The following is a 13,033-nucleotide window of genomic DNA, read 5'->3' as shown; positions in this document are numbered from 1 at the left end:
CGCAAGACGTCTGCAGCCCACGGAGAAAAAAGGACCCTCGAAGTGGCATAAGATTGCTCTGGTGAGTTCATGGTCGCTGCTCTTTGTGTTAATCATCTGGAAGCTGATCCACTGAAACTGTCAAAAGAACAATTCCCGCTTACCGTATCTCTGCAGCCCCTGGTACTAGAGAGCTTTGCCGATCCTGCTGTTTCTTCACAGGGTGGACAGGCCATGCCCAGGGATGACCTGATTGGATACATCCGTGCCAACGATAAGCACGAACTTGACCCGCTTGAGGCCGTGCTGACACAAACCGACCTGATCGGAGACCCGGCGTTGCCGATACCGGAAGACAGCGCCGCATTGGCCTGGATTGGCTCGGCCTATAAATACTGGGAAACAAATCACCCGTTGGATGAAACTCTCGCGGCTCAGCTGCGGCGCCTCAAATCGGTACTGGCCTTAATGGCCCTGGCTGATCCTCAGTTTTACACGCCTGGGATCCATCCCCTGCATCAGGCCATGGACGCGCTACAAGAGGTGGCAGTTGGGTGGCAGGATGGGTTAGGCAGAGCAGGCGAGCCGGTGCAGAAACTTTTCGAACAGACGGTAAACGATTCCCTGGCCAGTCTTGAAGAGAACGGCGCCGGCCTGATGGCAATACTCAGCGCAGCCACCGAGTCAGCCCAGCGCCTGCAGGCTCGCCAGCAAAGGATGAGTAAACGTGCCGCTGACGTGGAGCGCGGCCAGTTGCGAGCGGCTCGTGCCAGAATCAATGCGGCCCAGATGATTAACAACGAAATTGCCCGCTTCCCAATACCCGCGGAGATCGGTAGCTTTCTCACGGGCCCCTGGTATGAAAGCGCACAGCTGGTATTGCTTAAATTTGGCGACAGATCTGACCAATGGAAGCAGTTTGCGGAAACTACTACCGGACTAATACATTCTCTGCGGCCCGTTGAAAGTGGAAACCCTGCGCTGGAATCGGCATCTGCAATCAGCAATGGATTAAAACAATGGCTACTCAGCCTGCAGCATGACGAGCAGGCTTGCGAGCAGGCCATCAGCATCATCGAATACACCTTTTTACGCGTGGCTCGTGGCGAAGACCTAGAGAGAACCCAGACTAGCCCCATTTCTGTAGCCGAAAAAGCGAGGGTTTCTGGAGATCAGACTACCCACCTGGAGGACATCGCAATCGGGCAGTGGTTTCAGGTGGACGCCCGCGAAGGCGGCACACTGCGAATACAGCTGGCCATGATGCAAGAAGACGAGCAGCGACTGCTATTTTGCAACCAGGCCGGAGCAAAGGTTCAGTCATTGGACTACACCAGCTTCGCCAAGCTATTGGAAGATAAAAAAGCGACGCGGCTGCTGTCCGACGCCAGTTTTAGCCGCGCTTTGGCAGCGGTAGTCAACATAGATACTCAGGAAGCACTGGCCCAATTGAAAGGGGTCACTATTCCCGGGCAAGAGCGCGAAACAAGTGCCACCCTCTCCGAGCCGAATCTGGGGACAGAATTACCGCGCTTAAAGATTGAAAGTGAGGAGCCTACTGCACCAGACCTGCCAGACTCCGGCGTACCCGATCTGCCCATGGGCACATGGTTGGGCTTTCACGATGTGGACCCCCCACTACTGGCAAAACTCGCACTACACGACAAAGTCCGTCGCCTCTTCATATTCGTTAATCGCAAGGGAATCGAACAACGCAGACTGCAAGAAAACGAGTATCTGGCGCTACTTCAGGACGGCGAAGTTGACATTCTGGAGACAAAAACCAATTTCCGCGAGCAGGTTGAACGTACTCGCGAGCGCATGAAACGACACCAGACTTAGGGAGAATGCTGGTGGCACTAGATAGGAAGCATTTGCGACTTCCGGCTGAAGTTGGCGTGTTTATTGAACTCGACGCGGCAGTGGCTGGCGGGCCTTGCCCTGTTGCCGGCAGAGCATTCAGACATCGGCCGTTGGATTAAATTTATAGCCGAACTCGAGTAAGGGAGTCAGAAAAGCCGATCTTCCTCTTCTTCAATCACCTCAAGAGTCAGGTCCATGCTGCTGCCAAACACCGGTGGTGGCGATAGTACCGGCTCCTGAGCCTGCTCTGGCTCCTGGCCATCGACTTCGTCCACAGGGGGCGACTCCTGAAGTTCATCAGTTTCTGCTGCCAATGGTCCGGCCGGCGGCGTGACGTCCTCGCTTTCATCGCCGGTGGCAAACTTGATCTTGAGGCGAACATTGTTCGGTGAATCGGCATTTCGCAATGCCTCATCCTCGCTGATCAGGCCATCCATATACAGTTCAAACAGGGCCGTATCGAAGGTTTTCATGCCCGCATTTTCAGACTTCTGCATGACTTCCTTGATGCCGTCTATCTGGCCGCGAAGGATGAGATCCGTCACTCTGGGCGTACCCAAAAGCACCTCGATAGCGGCGCAGCGCTTGCCGTCTAAAGTCGGCACCAGGCGCTGAGACACAAACGCCTGCAGGTTGAGGGACAAGTCCATCAGCAGTTGCTGCTTACGCTCCTCAGGGAAGAAGTTGATAATACGATCCAGCGCCTGGTTGGCGTTATTAGCGTGCAGCGTGGAAATGCAAAGATGCCCGGTTTCGGCGAAAGCGATGGCATGCTCCATGGTTTCCCTGTCTCTAATCTCACCGATGAGAATCACATCTGGAGCCTGACGCAGCGTGTTTTTCAGCGCGTTGTGCCAGCTGCGCGTATCTACGCCCACTTCCCGTTGGTTGATAATCGATTTCTTGTGGCTGTGTACATACTCCACCGGGTCTTCGATAGTGACGATATGACCGCTGCTATTGGCATTACGATAATCGATCAATGCCGCCAGGGAGGTCGATTTACCCGAACCGGTTGCACCTACGAACAGCACCAGGCCGCGCTTGCGCATCATGACTTCGGGTAAAATATCCGGGAGCCGCAGATCCTGCCACTTTGGGATATCGGCCACAATGTTGCGACAAACCATGGCCACTTCATTGCGCTGGAGGAAAATGTTCACTCGAAACCGCCCAAAGCCCGCGATAGAGGTGGCGAGGTTCATTTCCAACTCTTTCTCAAACTCCGCCTGCTGGGTAGCATCCATGACTTCGTAAGCGATTTCTTTTATTTCACCCGGGCGCAGGATGTCACTATCGATGGGGCGCAATTCGCCATTAAATTTGGCACAGGGCGGTGCTCCCGTGCTGAGATAGAGGTCAGATCCTTCCTCGGTTGCCAGGTGTTTGAGCCATTCGGTGATTCTCAACGCATTTTCCCCTTGTAGTCCTATCATCCATGAGCGGGTCGCTGATACAGAGCAACTACGCTACCCCAATACTCTAGCAGCTTGCGAATCACTCTCCTATAGCCCAGGTTAGACATTAGTCAATATGGCACTTACTATCCGACCGTATAGTCGACGGAAATGGAGAGTTGCGGTGAAAGAGGAACGCCCCACGCCCCTGGTTGAAGATCTGGACGGCACCCGCACGAAGCTGGAAGGCTGGTTCAGCGAGCGCCGTGACACTGCGATTACCATCACCGGCCTGGACATCCCCGAAGGCACGGGCATGTCAAACGTTACTTTACTTTTTGATATTCACTGGCAGCAGGATGGGCGAAACCATTCACAATCTTGCGTCGCCAGGCTGCAGCCTGAAATCGAGCGGCCTGTATTTCCCAGTTATGACCTTATCGAGCAATACCACGTAATGGAGGCAGTAGGTCGCCACAGTGACATTCCAGTGCCCACCCTGCTCGGCCTTGAGACCGACCCTGGGTTGCTTGGGGTTCAGTTTTACATCATGGAGTACACAGCCGGGCGAATTCCATCCGATATGCCTCCTTATAATATGGATGGCTGGATGATGCACGAGACCAGCGAAGCGCAGCGCGAGGTCATGTGGCGCTCAGCAGTAGATGTGATGTCCCGTTACCACAAGCTGGACCACAAAGTACTGGGATACGAAGCGATCGCTGAGGGCGACACACCACTGCAGCAGCAACTGGCGTATTGGCAGGAATATCACGATTGGGCAATGGAAGGCACGCACCACGAAATAGGCGCAGCGGCGCTCCACTGGCTGCAGGCCAACAAACCGGAAAACGAACCCACCGTATTGTGCTGGGGGGACTCTCGGATCGGTAACATCATTTTCAGTGAGAACCTCGAAAATGTGGCCGCAGTGCTGGATTGGGAGATGGCGGTTATGGGTAATCCCGTGCAGGACATCGCCTGGTTCAACTTTATCGATTCCGCCTTTGCCGAGGGCCTGGGCGCGCCCAGATTACCGGGACTGCCCTCCTACGAGGACACTGTTGCCCAGTGGCAACAGGCCTCGGGACATTCAGCCCGTGACTATGATTATTACGTGGTATTCGCCGCGATGCGCTACGGCCTGATTCTGTCCCGAATCATGCTCGCCACCGACCAGGCAGATCAAGTGCAGGAAAACTTCGCCAGCTTATTGCTAAAGAAACATCTACAGCGCGTCGGAGCGCTGTCATCAATGTAAGGACTTATCTAATCTGTGCTCGTGAAACACATATTCGAACACCTCGCGATAGTTACGGGCAAAATGTACATTGATGCCATCACGCAAGTACTCGGGTAATTCTTCAAAGTCCTTCCGATTGGCATGGGGCAGAATCAGCTCCATGATTTTGCTGCGGCGAGCAGCGATCACCTTTTCGCGAATACCACCCACCGGCAACACCTGACCCGTCAGAGTCAGCTCACCGGTCATCGCCAGCGACCGCTTGATGCGTTCCTTGCGCGCCAGCGATACCAATGCAGTGGCCATGGTAATGCCCGCGCTGGGACCGTCCTTTGGTGTCGCCCCTTCCGGCACGTGCAAATGCACCATACTCATATCAAAGAAGTCCCGATCGCAGCCGTAATCCTTGAGATGTCCGATCACGTAACTGTAGGCAATTTCCGCAGATTCACGCATCACCTCTCCCAGGCGACCGGTGAGTTTGAAGCCCCGGTTAAGGGTATGAATTTGTGAGGACTCAATGGCAAGAGTTGCGCCACCCATGGAAGTCCACGCCAAACCCGTTGCAACACCAAGACCGCGCAGGGGTTTATCCGGACTGAACGGGGGCCTGCCCAGTAAATCATCAACATCCTTCTTGGCCACCCGCATTTTTTCGGTATCCGTATCCAGCATCCGCACAATTGATTTACGCATAATGCGGGCAATCTGCTTCTCCAGTGAGCGCACGCCGGCCTCACGGCAATAGGAATCGATAACGTACTTCAGGCCCGCATCGTTAACCTTGAGCTGATCCTCGCTCAGGCCATGGCGCTGCAACTGCTTGGGCCACAGATGCTTGCGGGCAATGGACAATTTCTCTTCTGCCACGTAACCCGACAGCCGGGTGATTTCCATTCGATCCAACAGCGGACCGGGAATAGTGTCCAACTGGTTGGCCGTACAAATAAACAGGACTTTGGAAAGGTCTACCCGCAGGTCCAGGTAATGATCCAGAAACTCACTGTTTTGCTCCGGATCCAGAACTTCCAGCAAAGCCGAAGCCGGGTCACCCTGGAAAGACGCGCCAATTTTGTCAATTTCGTCCAGCATGATCACAGGATTGGCAACCTGTACTTCTTTCAGGGCCTGGACAAACTTACCCGGCATTGCGCCAATATAGGTGCGGCGATGTCCTTTAATTTCAGCTTCGTCGCGCATGCCACCAAGGCTGAAACGATAAAACTCGCGGCCCAGCGCATCAGCAACTGAGCGCCCTATGCTGGTTTTACCCACCCCCGGCGGGCCGACTAAAAGCAGGATCGAGCCAGCTATCTCGCCCTTGAAAGAGCCCACAGCAAGAAATTCCAGAATGCGTTCCTTAACGTCGTCAAGGCCCTCATGATGCGCGTTAAGCACAGTGCGGGCATTCTTCAGCTCCAGGTTGTCCTCAGAGTGCACTCCCCAGGGTACCGATGTTGCCCAGTCCAGATAATTACGGGTTACCCCATACTCCGGCGACCCCGTCTCCAACACTGAAAGTTTGTTCATCTCTTCCTGAATACGTTTAGCCACCGCGGGAGGCAGTTCCATGCCAGCGATACGCTGTTCAAACATCTCCGAATCCGACGTGCGATCATCTTTGGAAATGCCCAGCTCTTTTTCAATGATTTTCAGCTGCTCGCGCAGGAAGAATTCCCGCTGCTGATCAGACACCTTCTCGTTCACCTGGCTGGTGATCTGTCCCTGCAGTTCTGCCACCTCTCGCTCTTTGCGCAGCAGGGTGAGTACTTTTTCTATTCGCGACACCAAAGGCAAGGTGTCGAGTATTTCCTGCAATTGCTCTCCAGAGGCGGTGGTCAGCGCAGCAGAAAAATCAGCCAACAAGCTCGGTTGGGTAGGACTAAAATTGGCCAGGTACTGTTTGAGCTCCTCGCTGTAAAGCGGGTTTAGGGGCAGTAACTCCTTGATCTCCTTGATCAACGCCATGGCGTAGGCCTTGATCTCATCGGACTCCTTGTCGCCCTGACTGCGCGGGTACTCGACCTGAGCCAGGTAGGGAGGTTTGTCACTTAACCAGCGAACAATCCGAAAACGTCGAACACCCTGGGCCAGAAACTGTCCTTCCTGGTCAGTGGCGACCGGCGGTTTGTGCAGGCGCACCACACAACCTATCTCCGGAAACTGGCGAGGATCAATTTCGCTGCCGCTCTCCTTCTGGGGGACATAAGACAAGCCAATCAGCCCGCTCCCGGACTCGCCCACACCTTTGAGTGTCTCTGCCCATTCCTGGGGGTTGATCGCCACCGGTTGAACCTGGCCCGGAAAAAAGGGCCGGTTGGGTATAGGCATCAGATGGAGTGTGTCGGGCAGCACATCATCGGCTACCGCGGGCGGGCGAGTGCCCTCCTCTGGCGCCATTACTTCCGCCTCTACCACCTCGTCTTGTTGGTCCATGCCGTGCCCTTCATTTGCGCTGCCAATGGTCCTTATATGCGGTCGCGGAAGAGATTTTCAAGCGCAGTGTCACGGCGCCCGGGGCTTGGGAGTATGCCAGCCAGAGTCACCCCAGGTTATAGGCCACGGGAGAGAGGGGCCATGTAGAGCCAAGGCGCCTTGAACAAGAGGCTACCTGAAACCGGCTAGCGAAGGGGTTATTCTTCCGTGGTTTGCTGCGGCGGGATGCCTGCGAATGGGAAACTGGCCACGTTGCCGCTGTCAGCAGGCTTGGCCTCAGAAATTTTCACCGCACCCTCCTTGTCCACTTCGTCAATGCGAATAATGGCCTGCAAGGGAATATAACTGCGGGTAACGCCGCTAAATTCATTCTTTAGCTTTTCTTCGCTGGGATCGACCAGAATCTGGGAGCGTTCACCGAAGACAAACTCCTCCACTTCGATAAAGCCCCACATATCGCTCTGATAAATCTGTCGGGCAAACACCTCAAAGACCTGGTTGCCGTTCTGGAAAATCACTTTATAAACGGGTTGAGCTGGCATGTTTTCCTCGTGCGATGGCGGATTAATCGTGCCCTGAGCAGCCACTGGATTTCAGGGGGCGGCAATATTACCACCATCAGCGGGAATTGCCAGCCCGAAAGCCGCGCCAGCTCTAGGTTTCGCGAGATCAACTCTGTATAATCCGCTGCCCTTTCGATGATGAAAGCGCCCGCGGCCTAAATCCGCAGGCCTAGAGGCACAGTGAGCAAAAAACTTTATATCAAAACCCATGGCTGCCAGATGAACGAATACGACTCCGCTCGTATGCGTGATTTGCTGGAGGACAGCCACGATCTGGTGCCCACCGAGAACCCCGAAGAAGCCGATGTGCTTTTGCTAAACACCTGTTCTATAAGGGAAAAAGCCCAGGAAAAGGTATTTCATCAGCTAGGGCGCTGGAAGCACCTGAAGCAAAAGAATCCGGACCTGATCATCGGCGTGGGTGGCTGCGTAGCCAGTCAGGAAGGGGAAGCTATCGGCAAGCGCGCCCCCTACGTGGACCTGGTGTTTGGCCCCCAGACGCTGCATCGCTTGCCTGAGATGATGGAACAGCGAGGTCCGGGTGGCACCTTGATTGTGGACGTCAGCTTCCCTGAAATAGAAAAATTCGACCGCCTTCCCGAGCCAAAGGTAGACGGCCCGACCGCATTCGTCTCCATCATGGAAGGCTGCTCCAAGTACTGCACCTTCTGCGTGGTGCCCTATACGCGCGGCGAAGAGGTGTCCCGCCCCCTGGACGATGTTATCGCTGAAATTGCTCACCTGGCGGGCAAAGGGGTGAAAGAAGTTAACCTACTGGGCCAAAACGTTAATGCTTATCGCGGCGACAGTCACGACGGCGAGATCGTCGATTTTGCTGAATTGCTGCACTATGTGGCAAAGATTCCCGGTATTGAGCGTATCCGCTACACCACCTCTCACCCGGTGGAATTTTCTGATGCGCTCATTAACGCCTATGCTGATATTCCGCAGCTGGTGAGCCACCTGCACCTGCCGGTTCAGAGTGGATCAGACAAGATACTGGCAGCCATGAAGCGCGGGCATACGGCCCTCGAATACAAGTCAAAAATCCGTCATCTGCGAAGAATTCGCCCGGATATCAGTATTTCCTCTGACTTTATTATTGGCTTTCCCGGTGAAACCGAGAAGGATTTTGCCGATACCATGAAGCTGATCGAAGACATTGGCTTCGACGTTTCCTTCAGCTTCATCTACAGCGCCCGCCCAGGCACACCCGCCTCAGATCTACCCGATGCCACCAGTGAAGACACCAAGAAACAACGGCTGCAAATTTTACAGGCGCGGATTAACCAGAACGCCCAGGAAATCAGTCGGCGAATGGTGGGGAGTACTCAAACGATTCTAGTCACCGGTGTCTCCAGAAAAGATCCGGGACAGCTGCAGGGCCGCACCGAAAATAACCGGGCAGTGAATTTTTCCTGCACTGATCACGAGCTGATTGGTGAATTTATCCAGGTAGAAATCATCGAAGCCCTGCCAAACTCTTTACGCGGCGTATTAGAGGCCGGTTGACGGCTGCTAATTCGCGTATATGCTTCCTACTCATGACTCAGCCCAAGGTGGGCCAAAGACTAATTTGAATATCGAACCCGATTCGTCGACGGCTCCCCAGCCCGCGACGCAACATAATCTCACTCTTGAGCCCAATGACGGCCGTCATCTGGCCATGCTCTGCGGCCAGTTAGATGGTCATTTGCGCCAAATTGAACAGCGCCTGGGCATCCAGATTAGCAACCGCGGCAACCAGTTTTCATTAAGTGGGCCGGCGGTCAATTTGGCCACGGCGGCACAGTTGCTGATCCACCTCTATGCCGAGATTTGTCAGGGCGTAGACTTAAGCCCGGAATCACTGCACTTGCAATTGCAGCAGGCCGGAATGGAACACCTGGTAGATGCCGCGCAGTCTAATGAAGCCGTAGAAGCGATTCAGGTCATTCGCACCAAACGCACCTCGATCAAACCGCGCGGGAAAAATCAGCAAGGTTATGTGCGCATCATCAAGCACAGCGACATTAACTTTGGCATTGGCCCTGCAGGAACTGGTAAGACATACCTGGCAGTAGCCTGCGCCGTAGAGGCTTTGCTGGAAGAGCGAGTTCGACGTATTTTACTGGTTCGCCCCGCCGTCGAGGCCGGTGAAAAACTGGGCTTTCTCCCGGGCGACCTGAGCCAGAAAATCGACCCCTACCTGCGTCCACTCTATGACGCTCTTTATGAAATGCTGGGCTTTGAAACCGTCAACAAGTATATCGAGCGCAACATTATCGAAGTCGCGCCACTGGCATTTATGCGTGGCCGAACCCTGAATAATGCGTTCATTATTCTTGATGAAGCTCAGAACACAACCCGGGAACAAATGAAAATGTTCCTCACCCGCATCGGCTTTGGCTCAACCGCCGTGATCACCGGCGACGCCACCCAGGTTGACCTGCCCAGAGGGGCTCATTCGGGCCTGACTCACGCCAGTAACATTCTTGATGGCGTGGACGGTATTGGCTTTACCTACTTTGCCAACAAGGACGTGGTACGCCACCCTCTGGTGCAGCGAATCGTGCAGGCCTACGATGCTCACGAAGAACGCGCCACGCCGCTGGACAAGAGTATTCAGTGAACCTTCAAGTTGACATTCAAAACGCCAGTGGCGAATCCGCACCCGACGAGGAAGACATACGAGGCTGGATTAGCACCGTCCTGTCCGGCCGCCGCAGTGCAGATACAGAAATCAGTGTCCGCCTGGTGGATATTGAGGAAATGACCAAACTCAACCAGGGCTATCGAGATAAATCTGGCCCTACCAACGTTTTGTCCTTTCCTTCAGACCTTCCGCCAGATCTGGATCTACCGCTACTGGGAGACATTGTCATCTGTGCGCCCGTGGTGTGCGATGAAGCAAAGTCTCAACAAAAAATCCTGCAGGCTCACTGGGCCCATATGACCGTACATGGCACCCTGCACCTGCTCGGTTACGACCATATCGAAGAGGACGAGGCATTAGCCATGGAGGCACTTGAAACTGAAATTCTCACCTCGCTCAACTATCCCTGCCCCTACCAGGGCGAGCAATCCAAGGAGCATGCGGACGCATGAACGACGAACATTCCGGCAGCGATTCGGACGAGAAGTCCTGGCTGGAGAAAATTGGACAGCTCTTCTCGAGCGAGCCCTGTAACCAGAAGGATCTACTGGACATACTCGGTGTCGCCGCAGAAAACGAGGTGATAGACGAGGATGCGCGCAACATTATGGAAGGAGCCATGCAAGTTGCCGACATGCAGGTGCGCGATATTATGATTCCGCGAGCACAAATGGTGGTCATCAAAGAAGAGTGCTCGCTGGAAAACATTCTTCCGCAGATCACCCGTTCTGCGCACTCACGTTACCCGGTGATCGGCGAGAGTCCGGACGACATTATGGGCATTCTGTTGGCCAAGGACCTGCTGCCGCAGATACTCAACAAGGACCACAGCAATTTCAAAATCGAATCATTGCTGCGCCCTACCGTGGTCGTTCCCGAAAGCAAACGCCTCAATGTCCTGCTGCGGGAGTTTCGTGAAAAAAGAACCCACATGGCTATTGTTATTGACGAGTACGGTGGTGTCGCCGGTCTTGTCACTATTGAAGATGTGCTGGAAGAGATCGTCGGTGAAATCGAGGATGAAACTGATGCCGAGGCAGATCGCTTTATTCGTAAGATTTCGGATGCGGACTATTTCATTAAAGCGCTCACCCCCATCGATGATTTCAACGATTATTTCGAAACGACTTTTTCAGACGAAGAATTCGACACCATCGGCGGTTTAGTGATACAGGCTCTGGGTCACATGCCCAGTCGCAATGAGGTGGCAGTGATCGACAAATTTGAGTTCAAGGTGATCAACGCAGACCAGCGCAAGATTCATAGCTTGCGTATGCGGCCCCTGGACGACTAGACACCGACCATGCCCGACAGCCAGCGCGAATCTCGATTATCGCCTCTGCAAATATTGATACTTGCGCCCCTCGCAGGCGCATTGGTCACGCTGTCACTCGCTCCGTTTAATATCTGGCCTGCCGGCGTCCTTAGTTGCGCACTATTTGCCTGGTTGCTGAGCACCTGCGAGCCAGGCCAGGCACTATGGCGCGGCTGGCTCTATGGCCTGGGCATGTTCGGCAGTGGCGTCTCCTGGGTTTACGTCAGTATTCACGTCCACGGTTACGCACCCATACCTCTCGCTGTATTGCTGACCTCGCTGTTTTGCGCGGGGCTGGCCCTGTTCCCCGCAGTCTTCGCCTGGCTCTACGTTCGCTACACAAGACCACTACCCGGCGGCATGCTAATGGGTTTTCCGCTGCTTTGGGTACTGTTTGAATGGCTGCGCAGCTGGATATTGACCGGCTTCCCCTGGCTGATTTTGGGCTACGCTCATGTCGATACCCCCATCGCCGGTTGGGCGCCTGTTCTTGGCGTATTTGGCCTGTCATTTATCTGTGCCCTCACCGGTAGCTGCATTTTTCTTGCCTGGCGCAGCCGGCAACCCATCGCCATTGCGACTTATGGGGTCATCATGGCCATTCTGTGGATGGGCGGCGGTGTGCTCAAACCCATTCAATGGGTAGTCAGGGCCAGCGAGGAACCATTGCAGGTCGCCATTTACCAGCCGAATATTCCCCAGCAGCACAAATGGGATCGCAGGTACTATCGCCCCATTCTCAATCAGCTGGAGTCCAACAGCCTTCCTCTGTTAGGTCACGATATTCTGGTTTGGCCCGAAGCTGCGATCCCCAATTACTACCAAAATGCCAGGGAGTTCCTCGACCCTATTGCGGAGCAGGCCGCCATTGCCGAGACTACGCTGATCACCGGCATTCCCTATCGGCCGGATGGCAGTATGCAGTATCACAACAGCATTTTGGCCCTGGGCGCGGGCGAAGGGGCTTACTTCAAACAGCGACTGGTTCCCTTTGGTGAATACGTACCGATGGAAGACGTCATGCGGGGGCTGATCGCCTTTTTCGATCTCCCCATGTCAGCGTTCAGCCCCGGTCCACAAAATCAGGCACCACTGCAGGCAGCCGGGTTCCGGGTGGCGCCCTATATTTGCTACGAAATCGTTTACCCCGACCTGGTCGCCAAGAGCGCACGCAACGCGGATCTGCTCATCACTATAAGCAACGACAGCTGGTTCGGCGACTCCATAGGCCCCCTGCAGCATCTGCAGATGGCGCAAATGCGCGCACTGGAGAACGGCCGCTACCTGATTCGCGGCACCAATAACGGCGTTTCAGCGATTATCAATCACCGGGGACAAATTGTTGCTGCCACTGAGCAGTTTGTGGAAACCAGCCTCTCCGGAGAGGTAGAGACCATGCTGGGTAATACCCCATTCGGCAGTTTCGGCTCAGTCCCGATTATTGCCGGCAGTGGCGTTGGGCTGGTCTTGATGGTGCTTATGTACCTGGGTTTCTGGCGAGATCTTGACTAGTTCACAAGCTTAGCCTGGCGCATCGCAGCCCTCGCCAATTGCTGGTAGAATTCGCGCTTCTTTTTTCCACCCTCTACAGGACACAATCAG

10 protein-coding genes are annotated in these 13,033 nt (G+C 54.5%); 7 read left to right on the top strand and 3 right to left on the bottom strand.

Annotation, left to right across the window (positions count from 1 at the left end; translation table 11 throughout):
* The first annotated feature begins 69 nt into the window (after positions 1 to 69).
* Positions 70 to 1,821, top strand: a complete 1,752-nt coding sequence (locus tag EYC87_RS14575; RefSeq protein ID WP_279253519.1) for a DUF1631 family protein — start codon at positions 70 to 72, stop codon at positions 1,819 to 1,821.
* A gap of 167 nt (positions 1,822 to 1,988) precedes the next feature.
* Here the strand turns inward: EYC87_RS14575 and EYC87_RS14570 are convergent, their stop codons facing one another.
* Complete coding sequence (locus tag EYC87_RS14570; protein ID WP_279253518.1) at positions 1,989 to 3,278, bottom strand: PilT/PilU family type 4a pilus ATPase; 1,290 nt, start codon at positions 3,276 to 3,278, stop codon at positions 1,989 to 1,991.
* Positions 3,279 to 3,423: 145 nt separating this feature from the next.
* Between EYC87_RS14570 and EYC87_RS14565 the strand changes: the two genes are divergently transcribed.
* A complete protein-coding gene (locus tag EYC87_RS14565) occupies positions 3,424 to 4,500 on the top strand; it encodes a phosphotransferase family protein (protein WP_279253517.1) in 1,077 nt (358 codons plus the stop codon).
* On the opposite strand, the gene lon is transcribed toward EYC87_RS14565, so the two are convergent.
* Positions 4,492 to 6,918, bottom strand: coding sequence for an endopeptidase La (gene lon / locus EYC87_RS14560; protein WP_279253516.1), 2,427 nt, complete (start codon positions 6,916 to 6,918; stop codon positions 4,492 to 4,494). The two genes, EYC87_RS14565 and lon, sit on opposite strands and share 9 nt — an antisense overlap.
* A gap of 197 nt (positions 6,919 to 7,115) precedes the next feature.
* Positions 7,116 to 7,460: a DUF1820 family protein gene (locus EYC87_RS14555; protein ID WP_279253515.1), complete on the bottom strand. Its 345-nt coding sequence runs from the start codon at positions 7,458 to 7,460 to the stop codon at positions 7,116 to 7,118.
* 201 nt (positions 7,461 to 7,661) lie between these two features.
* Here EYC87_RS14555 and miaB point away from each other — a divergent pair, with 201 nt between their 5' ends.
* The 5 genes from miaB (at position 7,662) to lnt (ending at position 12,943) form a co-directional block, all read left to right on the top strand.
* Positions 7,662 to 8,993, top strand: coding sequence for a tRNA (N6-isopentenyl adenosine(37)-C2)-methylthiotransferase MiaB (miaB, locus tag EYC87_RS14550; RefSeq protein ID WP_279253514.1), 1,332 nt, complete (start codon positions 7,662 to 7,664; stop codon positions 8,991 to 8,993).
* A gap of 64 nt (positions 8,994 to 9,057) precedes the next feature.
* Positions 9,058 to 10,092 carry a PhoH family protein gene (locus EYC87_RS14545; protein WP_279253513.1) on the top strand — a complete coding sequence of 345 codons (1,035 nt, stop codon included), beginning with the start codon at positions 9,058 to 9,060 and terminating at the stop codon, positions 10,090 to 10,092.
* Entirely contained in the window at positions 10,089 to 10,568 is a 480-nt protein-coding gene (gene ybeY, locus EYC87_RS14540; RefSeq protein ID WP_279253512.1) for an rRNA maturation RNase YbeY, read from the top strand. Before EYC87_RS14545 ends, ybeY begins: the two co-directional genes overlap by 4 nt.
* Positions 10,565 to 11,410 carry an HlyC/CorC family transporter gene (locus tag EYC87_RS14535; protein WP_279253511.1) on the top strand — a complete coding sequence of 282 codons (846 nt, stop codon included), beginning with the start codon at positions 10,565 to 10,567 and terminating at the stop codon, positions 11,408 to 11,410. The genes ybeY and EYC87_RS14535 overlap by 4 nt, the downstream gene beginning before the upstream one ends.
* A 9-nt stretch (positions 11,411 to 11,419) precedes the next feature.
* On the top strand, positions 11,420 to 12,943 hold the full coding sequence (lnt, locus tag EYC87_RS14530) for an apolipoprotein N-acyltransferase (protein ID WP_279253510.1): 1,524 nt from the start codon (positions 11,420 to 11,422) through the stop codon (positions 12,941 to 12,943).
* The last annotated feature ends 90 nt before the right edge of the window (positions 12,944 to 13,033 follow it).

Origin of the sequence: Candidatus Seongchinamella marina (assembly GCF_026262685.1) — a bacterium.
Lineage (GTDB): Bacteria > Pseudomonadota > Gammaproteobacteria > Pseudomonadales > Halieaceae > Halioglobus > Halioglobus marinus.
This window is presented reverse-complemented; position numbering and strand designations above follow the sequence as displayed.